General features: G+C 67.5%; 12 protein-coding genes. 8 read left to right on the forward strand and 4 right to left on the reverse strand.

The window, feature by feature from the left end:
- From folC to WS46_RS06030, 5 genes are all read left to right on the forward strand, one after another.
- Entirely contained in the window at positions 1–1,311 is a 1,311-nt protein-coding gene (gene folC, locus WS46_RS06010; protein WP_059689702.1) for a bifunctional tetrahydrofolate synthase/dihydrofolate synthase, read from the forward strand.
- Between the two features lie 29 nt (positions 1,312–1,340).
- Positions 1,341–2,177 carry an SPOR domain-containing protein gene (locus tag WS46_RS06015; protein ID WP_059689703.1) on the forward strand — a complete coding sequence of 279 codons (837 nt, stop codon included), beginning with the start codon at positions 1,341–1,343 and terminating at the stop codon, positions 2,175–2,177.
- Positions 2,178–2,183: 6 nt separating this feature from the next.
- Positions 2,184–2,678 (forward strand): CvpA family protein, encoded by a 495-nt coding sequence (locus WS46_RS06020; protein WP_059524763.1) that lies wholly within the window; start codon positions 2,184–2,186, stop codon positions 2,676–2,678.
- Between the two features lie 51 nt (positions 2,679–2,729).
- Positions 2,730–4,262: an amidophosphoribosyltransferase gene (gene purF / locus WS46_RS06025; RefSeq protein ID WP_059524765.1), complete on the forward strand. Its 1,533-nt coding sequence runs from the start codon at positions 2,730–2,732 to the stop codon at positions 4,260–4,262.
- A 258-nt stretch (positions 4,263–4,520) separates the two neighbouring features.
- Positions 4,521–5,711: an O-succinylhomoserine sulfhydrylase gene (locus WS46_RS06030; protein WP_059690190.1), complete on the forward strand. Its 1,191-nt coding sequence runs from the start codon at positions 4,521–4,523 to the stop codon at positions 5,709–5,711.
- A gap of 97 nt (positions 5,712–5,808) precedes the next feature.
- Here WS46_RS06030 and WS46_RS06035 read toward each other — a convergent pair whose 3' ends face one another.
- The 3 genes from WS46_RS06035 to WS46_RS06045 are packed head-to-tail and all read right to left on the reverse strand — an operon-like array spanning position 5,809 to position 8,916.
- Positions 5,809–6,783 (reverse strand): NAD-dependent epimerase/dehydratase family protein, encoded by a 975-nt coding sequence (locus tag WS46_RS06035; protein WP_059689705.1) that lies wholly within the window; start codon positions 6,781–6,783, stop codon positions 5,809–5,811.
- Positions 6,770–7,816, reverse strand: a complete 1,047-nt coding sequence (gene gmd / locus WS46_RS06040) for a GDP-mannose 4,6-dehydratase (RefSeq protein ID WP_059524769.1) — start codon at positions 7,814–7,816, stop codon at positions 6,770–6,772. The genes WS46_RS06035 and gmd overlap by 14 nt, the downstream gene beginning before the upstream one ends.
- 35 nt (positions 7,817–7,851) lie before the next feature.
- Positions 7,852–8,916: an acyltransferase gene (locus WS46_RS06045; protein ID WP_059689707.1), complete on the reverse strand. Its 1,065-nt coding sequence runs from the start codon at positions 8,914–8,916 to the stop codon at positions 7,852–7,854.
- Positions 8,917–9,408: 492 nt separating this feature from the next.
- On the opposite strand from WS46_RS06045, the gene WS46_RS06050 reads away from it, so the two are divergent.
- From WS46_RS06050 to WS46_RS06060, 3 genes are read left to right on the forward strand one after another with little or no spacing between them, the layout of a single operon-like run.
- The gene (locus tag WS46_RS06050) at positions 9,409–11,601 is read left to right on the forward strand and encodes a hypothetical protein (protein ID WP_059689709.1); all 2,193 of its coding nucleotides are present in this window, start codon (positions 9,409–9,411) and stop codon (positions 11,599–11,601) included.
- 43 nt (positions 11,602–11,644) lie between these two features.
- Positions 11,645–13,111: a flippase gene (locus WS46_RS06055; RefSeq protein ID WP_059689711.1), complete on the forward strand. Its 1,467-nt coding sequence runs from the start codon at positions 11,645–11,647 to the stop codon at positions 13,109–13,111.
- Positions 13,108–15,573: a glycosyltransferase family 4 protein gene (locus WS46_RS06060; protein WP_059689713.1), complete on the forward strand. Its 2,466-nt coding sequence runs from the start codon at positions 13,108–13,110 to the stop codon at positions 15,571–15,573. The genes WS46_RS06055 and WS46_RS06060 overlap by 4 nt, the downstream gene beginning before the upstream one ends.
- Before the next feature lie 207 nt (positions 15,574–15,780).
- Here WS46_RS06060 and WS46_RS06065 read toward each other — a convergent pair whose 3' ends face one another.
- Complete coding sequence (locus WS46_RS06065) at positions 15,781–16,956, reverse strand: acyltransferase (RefSeq protein WP_059524779.1); 1,176 nt, start codon at positions 16,954–16,956, stop codon at positions 15,781–15,783.
- Positions 16,957–16,970 lie beyond the last annotated feature (14 nt).

Genomic DNA, 16,970 nt, shown 5'->3' on the forward strand with positions numbered 1-16,970 from the left:
ATGAGCACTTTTCCCACTCTCGACGCGTGGCTTTCGCATCTCGAACGCGCGCACCCGGTCGGCATCGACATGGGCCTCACCCGCATCGGGCAGGTCAAGGCGGCGTTGCAGCTCGAATTCGCGTGCCCCGTGATCACGGTCGGCGGCACGAACGGCAAGGGTTCGACCTGCGCGTTCCTCGAGGCGATCCTCGTTCATGCGGGCTACAAGGTCGGTTGCCACACGTCGCCGCACCTGCTCGAATTCGGCGAGCGCGCGCGCGTGAATGGCCAGCAGGTGAGCGACGGCGAGCTGCTGCCGCACTTCGAAGCCGTCGAGGCGGCGCGCACGTCGCTGCCCGAGCCGGTGTCGCTCACGTACTTCGAATTCACGACGCTCGCGATCCTGCACCTGTTCGCGTCGCGCGGGCTCGACGCGGTGATCCTCGAAGTCGGCCTCGGCGGCCGGCTCGATGCGGTCAACATCATCGATACCGATTGCGCGATCGTCACGAGCATCGACATCGACCACACCGAATACCTCGGCGACACGCGCGAGAAGATCGCATTCGAGAAAGCGGGGATCTTCCGCGCGGGCAAGCCGGCGATCTGCGGCGATCCCGCAGTGCCGAACACGCTGGTCGAGCATGCCGAAGCGATCGGCGCCGACCTGTGGCTGGTCGGCCGCGATTTCCGCTACGAAGCGCAGCCGGGCGCCGAGCGCCAGCAATGGAGCTACCTCGGCCGCGAGAAACGCTATCCGGCGCTCGCGTATCCGGCGCTGCGCGGTGCGAATCAGCTGATCAATGCATCGGCCGCGCTGGCCGCGCTCGAGGCGCTGCGCCCGGTGCTGCCGGTGTCCGCGCAGGACATCCGGCTCGGGCTCGCCAACGTCGAACTGCCGGGGCGCTTCCAGGTGCTGCCCGGCAAGCCGGCGATCGTGCTGGACGTCGCGCACAATCCGCATGCGGCGGCCGTGCTCGAGCAGAATCTCGGCAACATGGGCTTCTTCCCGTACACGTACGCGGTGTTCGGCGCGATGCACGACAAGGACATCGACGGCGTGTTGCAGCATCTGAAGGGCGAGATCGACCACTGGTGCGTGACCGACCTGCCGCTGCCGCGCGCGGCGAGCGCGGAGCAGCTCGAAGCCGCGCTGCGCAAGGCCGGCGTGGAGGAGGGGGCCGATTCGAGCGTGACGCGGTTCGCGTCGCCCGCCGAAGCGTTTCGCGATGCACTAAAAAGAGCATCCGAGAATGATAGAATCGTGGTTTTCGGCAGTTTCCATACGGTGGCAGGTGTGATGGCCTACCGGAAATCGCAGCAACACTGACTGACGGGCAGTTTCGGACTCAGCCATTCATGGGAATTTTCTCGTTCGGCAAGAAAGACGACGACGCGCCCCCGCGGCGCGGCGGTCGTACCGGGGCCTCCCGGAACGTGCGCACGGAGCGCACTGAACGCGTCGAGCGACGCACGCGCCGCACCGAGCGTCCGGAATCGGACGCACTGCTCCTCGATCCGACCCTTCCAGAAAAGCAACGCGCCCGCCGGCGTCTCGTCGGCGCGATCGCGCTCGTCGTCGCCGCGGTGATCGTGCTGCCGATGGTGCTCGATTCGCACCCGAAGCCGGTGACGGACGACATCGCGATCGACATCCCGAACCGGCCCGCGCATCAGGCGGTGGCACCGCGCGACGACGATGCGTCCGACGTGCAGGCGGGCGTCGCGCACGACGAACCGCCGGCATCCGATGTCGCCGTGGCGGCCGTGCCCGCGCCCGCGGCCAAGCCGGCCGCGAAGCCCGATACCACGACCCCGACGACCACGGCGAGTGTGACGCCGCCGAAGCCCGCTGCGAAGCCGGCCACGGCCGCACCCGCACCGAAGCCGGCCGCGCCGAAACCGGCGCCCGCGACGGTCGCGAATGCCGATGCCGCGGCCGACAGCGGCGACGCATCGTCGCCGGCGTCGCCGGCCGGTGCGCGCTTCGCGGTGCAGCTCGGTTCGTTCAAGGACGACGCAACGGCCCGTTCGTGGGCCACCAAGTTGAAATCGGCGGGTGTGCCCGCATATGTCGAACGTCGCAAGCAGGCGGATGGCAGCACGGCTACACTGCTGCGTGCCGGCCCGTTCGCGGATCGCGCGGCGGCGTCCGCCGCGATCGCGAAGGTGCGCGAAGCCGGACTGACGCAGTAACGTGCGATGCTGACGGCTTTCGACTACGCTGTATTGGCGGTGATCGCGTTGTCTGCGCTGCGTGGCGCATGGCGCGGTTTCGTCTCGGAGATTTTCGGGCTGATCGGCTGGATCGCGGCGATTGCGATCGCGGCCCGCTATGTCGGACTGGTCGTGCCGTATATCCCGGCGAACTGGCCGGGCGGCGCGCTGACACAGTGGGTGCTGGCGTTCGCGCTGATCGTGATCGGCGTGGTGTTCGTCGCGGGTGTCGCGAACGCGCTGTTGTCGCGGATCGCGCAGGCGACGGGCCTCGGCGGAGTCGATCGCTCGCTGGGCATGATGTTCGGGCTCGTCCGCGGCTGCGTGCTGGTGGTGCTGCTGGTCGCGGCGGCCGGGCTGACCGAATTGCCCAAACAGGATTTCTGGCGCAATGCGCTATTGCGTCCTTTCGCCGAACAGGGCGTGCACGAGCTGAAGCAGCTCCTGCCCGACGGCATGGCCCAGTATGTGCGCGTGTGACGACGCGGCCGGGCAGGACGGAACCGATTTTGTCATCTTGAAGGACATGCCATGTGCGGCATCGTAGGTGTTATCTCCCAATCCCCGGTCAATCAGCTGATCTATGACAGCCTGCTGCTGCTGCAGCATCGCGGTCAGGACGCAGCGGGCATCGCGACGGCGGACGGCAGCAATTTCCACATGTACAAGGCGAACGGCATGGTGCGCGACGTGTTCCGCACGCGCAACATGCGCAGCCTGCCCGGCACCTTCGGCATCGGCCAGGTCCGTTATCCGACGGCCGGCTCGGCGTCGAGCGAAGCCGAGGCGCAGCCGTTCTACGTGAACGCGCCGTTCGGGATCATCCTCGCGCACAACGGCAACCTGACGAACTGGGAACAGCTGAAGGACGAGATGTTCCGGATCGACCGCCGGCACATCAACACCAATTCCGACAGCGAAGTGCTGCTCAACGTGTTCGCGCACGAGCTGCAGCTGTCGACGACGGGCCTCGAGCTCGATCCGGCCGCAGTGTTCAAGGCGGTCGCGGGCGTGCATCGCCGCCTGCAGGGCTCGTACGCGATCGTGTCGCTGATCGCCGGCTACGGCCTGCTCGCGTTCCGCGACCCGTTCGGCATCCGCCCGCTCTGCATCGGCAAGCTCGAGACCGAACACGGCACCGAGTGGATGGTCGCGTCGGAGTCGGTGGCGGTCGAAGGCATCGGCTTCGAATTCGTGCGCGACGTGCAGCCGGGCGAAGCGATCTTCATCGACAAGGCCGGCAACTTCCACAGCCAGCAGTGCGCGGAGCACCCGACGCTGAATCCGTGCATGTTCGAATACGTGTATCTCGCGCGTCCGGATTCGTGCCTCGACGGCGTGCCCGTCTACAACGTGCGCCTGCGCATGGGCGATTACCTCGCCGAGAAGATCAAGCGCGAGCTGCCGAACGTGCCGATCGACGTCGTGATGCCGATTCCCGATTCGTCGCGTCCGGCCGCGATGCAGGTCGCCGCGAAGCTCGGCGTCGAGTATCGCGAAGGCTTCTTCAAGAACCGCTACGTCGGCCGCACCTTCATCATGCCGGGCCAGGCCGTGCGCAAGAAGTCGGTGCGCCAGAAGCTCAATGCGATGAGCATCGAGTTCAAGGACAAGAACGTGCTGATCGTCGACGATTCGATCGTGCGCGGCACGACCTCGCACGAGATCGTGCAGATGGCGCGCGATGCGGGCGCGAAGTCGGTGATCTTCGCGTCGGCGGCACCGCCCGTGAAGTTCCCGAACGTGTACGGCATCGACATGCCGACGCGCGGCGAGCTGGTCGCCCACGGCCGCACCGACGATGAAGTCGCGAAGATCATCGGCGCCGACTACCTGATCTATCAGGACGTCGACGACCTGCGCCGCGCGGTGCGCGACATCAACCCGAAGCTCGAGCGCTTCGAGGCGTCGTGCTTCGACGGCAACTACATCACCGGCGCCGTGACGCCCGAGTATCTCGATGCGATCGAGCGCGCGCGTCTCGCACCGGCGTCGCAGGCCGATCGCGACACGGCCGGCGATACCGCGCGTTCGCAGATGAACCTGCAACTGTCGGTCGAGTGATGCCGGCGCGCGCTTCCGACGAAGCGTGATAGGATGTGGCCTTGCGTCGATTTGATTCAGCTTGCGGACGCGGGGCGACTTCCCAAAACAGCTAAAGCGAAGGCCGGCGACAGCCGGCCCGAGTCGATCGCTGTCGTACCGCACCGAAGCCCGCTGATGCCGACGCATAGCGGGCTTTTTGTTTTGGCCTGATTTTGTGGCTGGGTGCGCGCCCGATGCATGACCCGCGGCGCGACCCTCGAATACGGAAAACGGAACATGGACGACTCCCTCAACTTCGACACGCTCGCCGTGCGCGCGGGCACGCTGCGCAGCAACTTCAACGAGCATTCGGAAGCGCTGTTCCTCACGTCGAGCTTCTGCTTCACGAGCGCGGCCGAGGCGGCCGAGCGCTTCGCGAATTCGGAAGACTATTTCACTTATTCCCGCTTCACGAACCCGACCGTCACCATGTTCCAGGATCGTCTCGCCGCGCTCGAAGGCGGCGAGGCCTGCATCGCGACGGCGTCGGGCATGGCCGCGATCATGTCGGTCGTGATGTCCGCGCTGCAGGCGGGCGATCACCTCGTCAGCTCGCGCAGCCTGTTCGGCTCGACGCTCGGGATGTTCTCGCAGATCTTCAGCAAGTTCGGCATCACGACGACCTTCGTCGATCCCACCGACCTGGACGCATGGCAGGAAGCGGTGCGGCCCGAGACGAAGATGTTCTTCCTCGAAACGCCGTCGAACCCGCTGACCGAACTCGCCGACATCGAGGCGATCGGCAAGATCGCGAAGGCCGCGAACGCGCTGTTCGTCGTCGACAACTGTTTCTGCAGCCCGGTGCTGCAGCAGCCGCTGAAGCTCGGCGCGGACGTCGTGATGCATTCGGCGACGAAGTTCCTCGACGGGCAGGGCCGCGTGCTCGGCGGCGCGCTGGTCGGCTCGAAGGAATTCATCATGGGCAAGGTGTTCCCGTTCGTGCGCAGCGCGGGGCCGACGCTGTCGGCGTTCAACGCGTGGGTGCTGCTGAAGGGGATGGAGACGCTGTCGTTGCGCGTCGAGAAGCAGTCGGCGAACGCGCTCGAAATCGCGCGCTGGCTCGATTCGCATCCGGCCGTCGCGCGCGTGTTCTATCCGGGGCTCGAATCGCATCCGCAGCACGAACTCGCGAAGCGCCAGCAGAAGGCGGGCGGCGCGATCGTGTCGTTCGAGCTGAAGGGCGACACGCCGGAGCAGCAGCGCGCGAATGCATGGCGCGTGATCGACGGTACCAAGCTGATCTCGATCACCGGCAACCTCGGCGACACGCGCACGACGATCACGCATCCGGCGACGACGACGCATGCTCGCGTCACGCCGGAAGCGCGTGCGGCCGCGGGGATCACCGAAGGGCTGATCCGCCTCGCGGTCGGTCTGGAAAACGCGGGCGACCTGCGCAACGATCTCGCGCGCGGCCTCGAGGGCTGAGCGCGGCGGCAGGTTTCAGGGCCGACATGAGATGGGCCGCTCGATCGGATCGAGCGGCCCGTTTTCTTTTGGCCTGCCGCCGCATGCGTCGACTGAATCAGCCGGCGTGCCCGGCCTGCGCGGGCCGCGGCACGTCGCGCATCGCTTCCATCATCCAGCGCAGCGTGTCGTCGAGCGGCGTCACGGGCAGCTCGCCCACCGTGCGCCGCAGCTTGTCGCGCGACCCGCTCAGTCGCTTCACCTCGTTGTGCCGCACGAAACGCGGATCGATCGTCACGTCGATCACGTAGCCCGCGATCCGCGACAGCATCGCCAGCACTTCCTTCAGCGAATACGCGCGCTCCGAGCAGACGTTGAACGTCTCGCCGGCCGGCGCGGCTTCGAGCAGCTTCAGATAGGCGGCCGTCACGTCGCGCACGTCGGAGAAATCGCGGCTCACGTCGAGATTGCCGAGCGAGATGCGCGGCGCATTGCGCGCATAGTGCGACACGAGTTTCGGCAGCAGATACGCCTCGTCCTGGCCGACGCCGGTGTAGTTGAACGGCCGCGCGATCACGATCGGCAGGCGGTCGGCCCACAGCTTCGCCGCGTATTCCATCGCGAGCTTGCTGACCGCATAGTCGTTTGCAGGGGCGGGTGCGACGGTTTCGTCGAGCACGCCGGCCGTCGAATTGCCGTAGATGTTCGCGCTGCTGGCGAGCAGCACCGCCGACGGACGGCGGTCGAGGCCCGCGAGCGCGGCCAGCAGGTTGCGCGTGCCGACGATGTTGACCGCGTAAGTCTGCGACGGCTCGTCCTGCGCGACGTGCGCACGCGCAGCCAGATGCACGACCGCATCGGGTCGCGCATCGGCGGCCGCCGCGCGCATCGCGTGCGCGTCGAGCAGGTCGACCGGCAGCAGCGTGCAGTTCGCGAACGCCGGATCGTCCGGCCGCGCCGCGCCGGGCGCCACGGTGCCCCACACGTCGTAGCCGGCCGCCTCGAGGCGCTGCGCCATGTAGCGGCCGGTGAAGCCCGTCAGGCCCGTGACGAACGCACGGCGCGACGCGCGTCCGGCATCAGTACGTGTCATGGTGACGATTCCGCGTCAGGTCCGCTTCCACCATCATCTGGCAAAGCTGCTCGAGCGTCGTTTCCGGCGCCCAGCCGAGCTTGGATTTGGCCTTGTCCGCGCAGCCGATCAGCAGGTCGACTTCGGCAGGGCGGTAGAACTTCGGATTCACTTCGACGAGCACGTTGCCGTTCGATGCGTCGAGACCGCGTTCCTGTTCGCCCTTGCCGGTCCATTCGATCTGGTAGCCGGCGGCCGCGAACGCCATCTGCACGAAGTCGCGCACGGTCTCGGTGCGGTTGGTCGCGAGCACGTAGGTGTCGGGCTCGTCGACCTGCAGCATCCGCCACATCCCTTCGACGTATTCGAGCGCGAAGCCCCAGTCGCGCTTGGCGTCGAGGTTGCCGAGTTCGAGTTTGGTCGCCTTGCCGAGCTTGATCTTCGCGACGGTGTCGGTGATCTTGCGCGTGACGAACTCGCGGCCGCGCAGCGGCGATTCGTGGTTGAACAGGATGCCGCTGCAGCCGAACAGGTCGTAGGACTCGCGGTAGTTCACGGTCATCCAGTGCGCGTACAGCTTCGCGACGCCGTACGGGCTGCGCGGGTAGAACGCGGTCGTTTCCGTCTGCGGAATCGCCTGCACCTTGCCGAACATCTCGGACGTCGATGCCTGGTAGAAGCGCGTCTTCGGGCTCACCACGCGGATCGCCTCGAGCAGGTTCAGCGGGCCGATGCCGGTAACCTCGGCGGTCGTGGCCGGCTGATCGAACGACACGCCGACGAAGCTCTGCGCGGCCAGGTTGTACAGCTCGTCGGGCTGCGTGCGTTCGAGCAGCCGCAGGCTGGAGCCGGCATCCGTCAGGTCGTGCTCGACGAGCGACAGGTTCGGGTGCGTGTCGACGCCGAGCTCGGCGATGCGCCAGAAGTTCACCGAGCTGGTGCGGCGGTAAGTGCCCGTGACCTCGTAGCCCTTGTCGAGCAGCAGCTTGGTCAGGTAGGCGCCGTCCTGCCCGGTGATCCCCGTGATGATGGCCTTCTTGCGAGTTTGGCTCATGGCAATGTCCTGGTCGAATCGATGGATTGAGAAATTCAGGCGGTCGTGCGCGCGGCGGCGGGCACCGTGGCGCGTGCGGGGCCGCGCGTCAGGCGCCGCTCGAAGCCGTACCAGCTCACGGTGGCGTACGCGAGCGTGATGGCGAGGGCGAGCGCGGCCGTGACGAAGCGGTTCAGGTGCAGCGGCCACAGCGCGTACAGCACGCTCAGGTGAATCAGGTACACCGTGTAGCTGACGGTGCCGACGTACACGAGCAGCGGGTTCGTCAGCACGCGCTGGACGAGGCCGCGTCCGCGCAGCGCGATCACGACGATCGACGTGCACAGCAGCAGCGAGACGCTGTAGAGCGCGGCGTTCGACAGCGGCGTGTTCGCCGCGCGGAAACGCGGGAACGACAGGTGCAGCCAGCCGAGGATCGCGAGCGCCACGAGCGCGCCGAGGATCGCGAGCGGATAGAACGGCTCCAGCGCGCGCCGGTCGCGGCGCAGCACGATCGCGAGCAGCGCACCCGCGGCGAGCAGGTCCATCCGGAACGGCGTCAGGTAATAGATCGGCCAGAACGAATCGAACCACGGCGTCGCGATCGCGCGCAGCACGGGCGCCGCGACGATCAGCGCTGCGGCGATCCACAGCAGCGCACGCTCCGAACACCACAGCACGACGAACGGCCAGAAGATGTAGAACTGCTCCTCGACGGCGAGCGACCACAGCACGTTCAGGCTGTCGTGACCGATGCTGCCGAGCGACAGCCCGATGTTGGTCGAGAAGAACGCGAACCACGGCCAGTGCGGCAGCCAGCTCGCACCGAACAGCAGCGTCGACACGACCAGCAGCAGCACGTATGGCGGCAGGATCCGGCGCACGCGGCGCGCGTAGAAGTGGCTGAAGTACGACTGTCCGCGCGCCTTGCGATCGAGCAGGATGCCGGTGATCAGCAGGCCGCTCAGCACGAAGAACAGGTCGACGCCCATCCATAGCGGCGCCTTCAGCGCATGTTGCAGGAACACGGCGCCGACGGCGATCGCGCGCAGCCCGTCGAGCTGCACGATGCGGCCGTGTTGCGGCGGGGCGAGGTCGGCGGTGCGCGAGATGCCCGTCATCGCGCCGCTCCTTCGCGACGCGCGGCCGATGCCGTGGCGCGCCGCGCATCCGATGCGTGAACGTAATGCATGCGTTTAAATGAAATATTGAATCGAAATCGATTCTAGGGAAAAGAAATCGGCAAAAAAACGCATGTCATTTATCCGGCTGAAAAGATTCGAATGCCGGTCGTTTCAATCGCGACATGAAAGGTTTGCAGGCTACGCGCCCCGGCGGGCGGGCCGGGGCGGAATTTTCTACGGATTGTCGCGTGAAGGCGGTCGATATTTCCGCTTTGCCGGGCCAATTTATCGCTGTTCCGGCTCGATATTTCAGGTGGAAACATCCCCAAATATTTCCAAATTTCTTGTGATTATTTTTGCTTGTAACCTGCATCGCGACGTTTGAAACCTATTTAGCGACAGGGCATCGCGTGCAGGCAGCATGCCGCGCCGCCGGTCGCTTCCGCATCGAGTCTGGAGAGCGCATTGCGACGTCTGATTCTGGTTGGCATGACGGTATGCGCGGCGCTGTCCGCGAGCGCCGCAACGGCTGAAACCGTGTTGCCCGCGACCACGTCGTGGATCGGCAACACGTTCGGCTATGGCGACGGCAGCTGGACGCAGATCGACATTCGCGCGATCGCGGTGACGCCCGACGGCAAGGTGTATACGAACGCGCCGTGGGACGAGAGCGGCGCCGAGGCGAGCGTCTACCAGGACGGGAAGATGCTCGGCTTCGCCGGCGGCACGCACGGCTGGGGCAACCTCGGCGGCAACGCGGTCGCGGTGAACGGCAAGTATGCGTACGTCGCGATCGGCGTCGGCAACGAGCGCGGCCATCTGCAGTCGCCCGGCATCTGGCCGGACAAGGGCAAGCAGTGGTTCGGCATTTCGCGCCGCACGATCGGCGACATGAAGCAGCCGGCGCCGTTCCGCGCCGCGCCGCAGGTCGCGCCGGGCGGGCGCGCCGATGCCGGCCGCGCGCGCATGGCCGCCAGCTTCATGATGGTCAACGAGGTGCCGGCCCCGGCCCGGTCGGAAGTGGGCGAGGCGAAGGCGGAAGTAGGCGGCCTCGCGGCCGACGACAAGACGCTGTTCTCGACGAATCCGTCGCATGACGCGGTGGACGTCTACGACGCCGAGACGATGCAGAAGAAGGCCACCTGGAGCGCGCACGAGCCGGGCCGCATCGCGCTCGCCGGCGACGGCACGCTGTGGCTGCTCACCGATACGATCGGCGGGCCCGCGCACCTCGTGCACGTGCGCGCGGACGGCCGCAAGCTCGACGACGCGCCCGCGCTGCCCGACGGCACCGAGGCGGTGGACGTGGCGGTCGACGCGAAAGGGCGCGTACTGGTCGCGGACAACGGGCCTCGGCAGCAGGTGCTGATCTTCTCGAAAGGCGGCAAGGGCTATGCGCCGTCGGGCACGCTCGGCGAGCGAGGCGGAATCTTCGCGGGCCCGGTGCCGGGCCGTCCGGGGCCGCAGCGCTTCAACGGGCTGACGGGCGTGGGCGTCGATCGCGCGGGCAACGTGTATGTGTCGATGAACGGCATCGGGCCGCGTCACGACACGATCGGCGCGGGGCTCGGCGCGGTGCTCGAGAGCTATACGCCGGACGGCAAGCTGCGCTGGCAGGTGCAGGGGCTGCTGTTCGTCGACGGCGCGTGGCTCGACCCGGCGCGGCCGAACAGTGTGTACACGGGCAACAAGCGCTTCGAGCTCGATTTGTCGAAGCCGCCCGGCCAGGACTGGAAATACGCCGGCTTCCTGTCGAACCGCTTCAAGTATCCGGACGATCCCGTGTTCCACACGGACCAGTATCCCGGCATGCCGTTCGCGCGGCGCGTCGACGGCCGCACGTTCCTGTACCTGACCGACATGTACGCCGACCACCTGAAGATCTACCGCTTCGACGCGAAGCGCGACGGCGAGGTCGCGATTCCGTCGGGCCTGATCGCGGGCCGCGCGCGGCCGGTCGACAAGGTGCCGAACAAGCCGCCGGGCGGCGACTGGATCTGGCGCGACGCGAACGGAAACGGCCGGCTCGACGAGGACGAATTCACGACCAACACGACCGGCAAGGCAAAGGCGGGCGGCTGGGGCTGGTGGGTCGACACGAAGGGTGACATCTGGCGCACGAGCGACGTGCGCGGAATTCATCGCTTCGCCTACGGCGGCGTCGACAAGGCCGGCAACCCGATCTACTCGTACGACAAGGTCACGACCTATCCGATGCCGCAGCCGTTCACGCAACTGCGCCGCGCGATCTACGAGCCGCAGACGGACACGCTGTACGTGACGGGCTACACGGCCGATGCGCCGCCGCAGCCGGGCATCAACAAGGAAGTCGGCCGCGTGCTGGTGCGCTTCGACAAGTGGTCGACCGGCTCGCCGGTGGTGCGCTACACGGTCGCGCTGCCGTGGCAGCTCGACGCGAAGCCGATCCTCGACCTGATCGGCATCACGGTCGAAGGCCGCTACATCTTCACGGTGGAGCCGGTCGGCAAGATCCACGTGTACGACAAGGAAACCGGCAAGGAAGTCGGCGTGATGAGCCCGGGCGCGGAGGTCGGCAAGGCGTCGGGCTGGGTCGACGTGCCGTTCGGCATCAGCGCGTTCCGGCGCGAGAACGGCGAATACCTGGTGTTCGTCGAGGAAGACGCGCGCGGCAAGGTGCTGATGTATCGCTGGAAACCGTGACGGGCGGCGCGCCGTCGTCGTTGGCGTCACACAAGGCAGAAGCATGGACAAAGGCATACTCAAGAACGTTTCGATCAACTTCATCGGGCTGATCCTGCCGACTTTCGTGTCGCTGGTGACGGTGCCCGCGTACATCCACGCGCTGGGCGTCGAACGCTACGGCGTCGTCAGCCTCGTGTGGACGCTGATCGGTTATTTCGGGATCCTCGATCTCGGGATGAGCATGGCCGCGCAGAACCACATCTCGAAGGCGCTCGCGAGCGGCAATGCGGACGAAAGCGCGCGGGTCTTCTGGAGCGCGTTCTGGCTGAACCTCGGCACCGGCATCGTCGGCGGCCTGCTGATCTATTTCGGCGCGTTCGTCTACACCGCATATTTCACGAAGGTGTCGGCGGCGATGCAGCACGAGGTGTATCTCGCGTTGCCGTGGCTCGCGCTCGCGATTCCGCTCGCGAACGTGTCGTGGGTGTTCGCCGGCGCGATCAACGGGGCCGAACGGTTCGGCGTGTTCAACACGAACCAGACGATCGGCACGTTCCTGTTCCAGCTGCTGCCGCTCGGCGCCGCATGGTGGATCGCGCCGAACCTGCAGACGGTGCTGGCCGCGGCCGTCCTCGCGCGGCTCATCGCGGCGGTGATGCTCGGTCACGCAAGCATCAAGGTGCTCGGCATCCGGCGCATCGACCCGCCGCAGTGGGGCACCGCGAAAGGGCTGTTCAACTTCGGCGGCTGGATGCTGATCGCGAGCACGACGAGCATGATCGCCGACACGCTCGACCGCGTGATGCTCGGCGCCGGCATGGGCGCGAAGTTCGTCACCTATTACACGGTTCCGCAGAACCTCGTCACGCGGCTGAACATGCTGCCGAACGCGCTGGTGCGCACGCTGTTTCCGCGCCTGTCGGCGGTCGGCCGCGACCATGCCGACACGCTCGCGCGCCAGTCGCTCGAATTCCTGAACGGCGTGTTCACGCCGGTCGGCATCGTCGCGATCTTCGCGCTCGCACCGTTCCTCACGTTGTGGGTCGGCGCCGATCTCGCCGCGCATTCGGCGCCGGTCGGGCGCGTGCTGGTGATCAGCGTCTGGCTCGTCGGCCAGGCGAGCGTCACGCGAATCCTGATCCAGTCGCAGGTCAATCCGGCCCGGGCGGCGTTCGCCGGGCTCGTCGAGATGCCGTTCTTCGTCGGCGGCCTGTGGTTCGGCATTCATCACTTCGGGCTGATCGGCGCGGCGGTGGTCGTCGCGACCCGCGCGCTGGTCGATTACGGCGTGCTGCTTTACCTGTCGGCGATCCGGATGCGCGCGATCGTGCTCGACATGCTCGCGCATCTCGCCTTCCTGCTCGCGAGCCTGTTTCTCGCGCAGGCGTGGTCGGGGCTCGGCGAGTCGATCGGCCTCTGCGCGGTCGTGCTGGTGCTGAACCTTGCGTGGTCGCTCACGATGACGCCGGCCCTGCGCGCGCTGGTGCGCGACCTGTTCGTCCGTCTCAATGCGAGGAAAACCGTATGAATCGCGATCTGGCGGAACACGCCATCCTGAACCTCGCCACGGCCGATGCCGCCGTGGCCGAAGCCGGCGACACCGCCGCGCTGCGACGGACCGAACCGGCCGGGCAGGCGGGCGCACGCGATGCGTCGCGCCCGCTGCGCGTGGCGATCGTCCACGACTGGCTCGTCACGTACGCCGGCGCCGAGCGCGTGCTCGAGCAGATCGTCGCGTGCTTTCCCGACGCGGACCTGTTCAGCCTCGTCGATTTTCTCGACGATCGCGCGTTCGTGCGCGGCAAGCGGGTGACGACCTCGTTCATCCAGAAACTGCCGTTCGCGCGCACCAAGTACCGCAGCTACCTGCCGCTGATGCCGCTCGCGATCGAGCAGCTCGACGTGTCGGACTACGATCTCGTGATCTCCAGCAGCCATGCGGTCGCGAAGGGCGTGCTGACCGGGCCGGACCAGATGCACATCAGCTACGTGCATTCGCCGATCCGCTACGCGTGGGACCTGCAGCACCAGTATCTGGAACAGTCGAACCTCACGCACGGGCCGAAGTCGCTGCTCGCGCGGATGATCCTGCATTACATCCGCAACTGGGACACGCGCACCGCGAACGCGGTCGACGGCTTCGTCGCGAACTCCGCGTTCATCGCGCGACGCATCCGCAAGGTGTATCACCGCGACGCGGCGGTGATCTTCCCGCCGGTCGACGTCGACGGCTTCTCGCTGAACGAGGCGAAGGACGATTTCTACCTGACCGCGTCGCGGATGGTGCCGTACAAGAAGATCGACCTGATCGTCGAAGCGTTCTCGCGCACGCCGGAGCGCAAGCTCGTGGTGATCGGCGACGGCCCCGAGATGCAGAAGATCCGCGCGAAGGCCGGCCCGAACGTCGAGATCATGGGTTATCAACCGTTCGCGGTGCTGCACGACCGGATGCGGCGCGCGAAGGCGTTCGTGTTCGCGGCCGAGGAGGATTTCGGGATCTCGGTGGTCGAGGCGCAGGCGTGCGGCACGCCCGTGATCGCTTACGGCAAGGGCGGTGCGCTCGAGACGGTGCTCGAACCGCGCGCGCACGCGAATCCGACCGGGCTGTTCTTCGACGAACAGACGCCGCACGCGATCGTCGCGGCGGTCGACGATTTCGAGCGCGCGCCGCAGCGCTTCACGCCGCACGCGTGCCGCGCGAATGCGGAGCGCTTCTCCGCCGACACGTTCCGGCGGCGCTTCCTCGACTACGTCGAGGCGGCGCTGCCGGGCTCGACCGCGCAGCGCGGCACGGCCGTTGCGCCGATGCCGCCCGCGCGCGGCCCGGCGACGCTCGTGCTGGACCAGAGCGGCGTGCTCGGCGGCGCGGAGCTGTCGCTGCTGGAGATCATGAAGCACATGCGCGCGAACGCCGACGTGGTGCTGTTCGACGATGGCCCGTTCCGCGCGGCGCTCGACGAGATCGGCGCGCGCGTCGACGTGCTCGACCAGGGCGCGCTCGCCGGCGTGCGCAAGCAGGGCGGCGTGTCGGCAGGCGCGTTGAAGCAGCTTTACACGCTCGTGCGGGACGTCGCGCGGCGCGCACGCCGCGCCGAGGTGATCTACGCGAACACGCAGCGCGCGATGGTGGTCGCGGCGCTGGCCGGGCGGCTCGCGCGCAAGCCGGTGGTCTGGCACCTGCGCGACATCGTCAGCGGCGACCATTTCGGCAGCAAGCAACTGATGGCGATCAAGTACTGCGCGCGGTTCGGCGTCACGCGCGTGATCGCGAACTCCGACGCGTCCGCGCAGGCGTTCCGTGCGCTGACGGGCTTCACGCCGCAGCACGTCGACGTGGTGTTCAACGGCATTTCGGCGGAACCGTTCGACGCGCTGGACACGGCCAGCCAGGCCGCGCTGCGCGCGCGCTTCGGGCTGCCCGAGCAGGCATGGCTGGTCGGCTCGTTCAGCCGCCTCGCGCACTGGAAGGGGCAGCACCTGCTGCTGGAGGCCGCGGCTCGCCATCCGGACATGCACGTGGTGCTGGTCGGCGCGCCGCTGTTCGGCGAGGACGAATACGCGGCGCAGCTGCACGAGATCGTCGCGCGTCACGGGATGGACGATCGCGTGCACTTCCTCGGCTTCCAGCGCGACGTGGCCGCGTGCATGAAGGCGGTCGACGTGGTCGCGCATACGTCGATCACGCCGGAGCCGTTCGGGCGCGTGATCGTCGAGGGGATGCTCGCACGGCGGCCGGTGGTTGCGGCCCGCGCGGGCGGAGTCGTCGAGATCATCGAGGACGGCGAAAACGGGCTGCTGTGCGAGCCGGGCAACGCGACCGCGCTGGCCGACGCACTGGGCAGGCTGCAGCACGACGCCGCGCTGCGCGAGCGGCTCGTCGCGAGCGGGCGGGCGACCGCGGTACGCCGGTTCGGCACCGCGACCTATGTGGAACGGGTCGAGAAGATCCTCGCGGATACGGCGAAGGCCGCGAAGGCGCAGAAGCGGTAGGCGCGGCGCGTCGGCGCGAATCGACGCCATGCGCCGGGAAACGGGCCCTCATGCGGCGGTGTGCTGCATGAGGGTTCTGCTTTTTTGGGCGGGCGATGCGGCGGCAGTGCAGCCGCCCAGGCGGCGCGTGACGCCGCGTCACGCCCATGAAAATACCCCCGGGCGACCTGAGGTCGCGCGGGGGCCGGGAGCGCCGTAACGGCGCAATCAGACAGCCCGTTCGGGCGCCGGTGCGACGACGCGGGCGGCGCGCGTCGGCTTCAGGCTGGCCGACCACATCATCGCGGGGCGTTCGAACAGCCGGTAGAACACGTAGGCGACCGGAATCGCGGCGGCCATGAACGCGATCGACGGCCAGATCGACAGTTGCAGTTCGGAGTGGAACAGCACCGAGCCGAGGCAGACGAACAGCGGCAGATGGATCAGGTACAGCGAGTAGCTGAAGTCGCCGAACCAGCCGAGCACGCGCAACAGCGGCGTCGGGCGCGGCGGGCAGGCGAGCGCGCGGTACAGGAAGCACGCGAAGCCGGCCGCCCACAGTTGGAACGCGCCGTACTGGCCGAAATGGAACGCGCCGCAGCCCGCGGCCAGCAGCGCGGCGGCCGCGAGATACCACGCGCGCGACGGCACGGCGGCCGTGCCGCGCGCCGGCTGCGCGCGCACGTCGGCGATCCACGCGCCGACCGTCCAGGACAGCCAGTACGACGTGAAGAACTGCAGGTCGTGCCGTTCGAGCAGCCACGCCGACGCGACGTTGACGAGCGCGACGGCCGCCACGATGGCCGGCATGCCGATGCGACGGCGCAGCGCGAACAGCAGCGGGTAGATCGCATAGAACTGCACTTCGAGCGACAGCGTCCACAGCGCGCCGTTCGACCCGTACGTGTAGCCGGCGACACCCTGCAGCGAGAACAGGTTCACGAGGAACGCGGTGAGGCCGACGTCGCGGATCTTGTGGCTGACCGGCGCGATCTGCAGGCTGACCGCGTCCATCGCGAGCGTGAACAGCAGCGCGGCGAGCAGCACCGGGTAGATGCGCGCGAAGCGGCGCGCCCAGAAGTTCGGCGCGTCGAGCCGGTACGCGGGGTTGGCCGCGAGCTTGAGCGCCGCGTTGCGGTGGATGCAGTAGCCGCTGATCACGAAGAAGATCGGCACGCCGGCGGAGCCCCACGCGAACGGGAAGGTCAGGTAGCCGGCGATCACGCTCGGGTTCAGCGCATGACCGTAAGCGTGATGGAAGCTCTGCATGCCGACCCAGACGACCTGGCGACAGTGGAAATAGGCGACGAGCAGCGCCGCGAACCCGCGCATCGCGTCGATCACGTGTTCCTTGTGGTCGGCGACGGGCGGCGCAGTCAAAGACGATCCGCTGAAAGCTTGCATGCGATTCGATTCCT

It is taken from the genome of Burkholderia sp. RF4-BP95, assembly GCF_001521985.1.
GTDB classification, from domain to species: Bacteria; Pseudomonadota; Gammaproteobacteria; order Burkholderiales; family Burkholderiaceae; genus Burkholderia; species Burkholderia diffusa.

Excerpts from the sequence above, each read along its gene's own strand:
- folC (WP_059689702.1), top strand. The coding sequence starts at position 1 with ATGAGCACTTTTCCCACTCTCGACGCGTGGCTTTCGCATCTCGAACGC.
- WS46_RS06015 (WP_059689703.1), top strand. The coding sequence starts at position 1,341 with ATGGGAATTTTCTCGTTCGGCAAGAAAGACGACGACGCGCCCCCGCGG.
- WS46_RS06020 (WP_059524763.1), top strand. The coding sequence starts at position 2,184 with ATGCTGACGGCTTTCGACTACGCTGTATTGGCGGTGATCGCGTTGTCT.
- purF (WP_059524765.1), top strand. The coding sequence starts at position 2,730 with ATGTGCGGCATCGTAGGTGTTATCTCCCAATCCCCGGTCAATCAGCTG.
- WS46_RS06030 (WP_059690190.1), top strand. The coding sequence starts at position 4,521 with ATGGACGACTCCCTCAACTTCGACACGCTCGCCGTGCGCGCGGGCACG.
- WS46_RS06035 (WP_059689705.1), bottom strand. The coding sequence starts at position 6,783 with ATGACACGTACTGATGCCGGACGCGCGTCGCGCCGTGCGTTCGTCACG.
- gmd (WP_059524769.1), bottom strand. The coding sequence starts at position 7,816 with ATGAGCCAAACTCGCAAGAAGGCCATCATCACGGGGATCACCGGGCAG.
- WS46_RS06045 (WP_059689707.1), bottom strand. The coding sequence starts at position 8,916 with ATGACGGGCATCTCGCGCACCGCCGACCTCGCCCCGCCGCAACACGGC.
- WS46_RS06050 (WP_059689709.1), top strand. The coding sequence starts at position 9,409 with ATGACGGTATGCGCGGCGCTGTCCGCGAGCGCCGCAACGGCTGAAACC.
- WS46_RS06055 (WP_059689711.1), top strand. The coding sequence starts at position 11,645 with ATGGACAAAGGCATACTCAAGAACGTTTCGATCAACTTCATCGGGCTG.
- WS46_RS06060 (WP_059689713.1), top strand. The coding sequence starts at position 13,108 with ATGAATCGCGATCTGGCGGAACACGCCATCCTGAACCTCGCCACGGCC.
- WS46_RS06065 (WP_059524779.1), bottom strand. The coding sequence starts at position 16,956 with ATGCAAGCTTTCAGCGGATCGTCTTTGACTGCGCCGCCCGTCGCCGAC.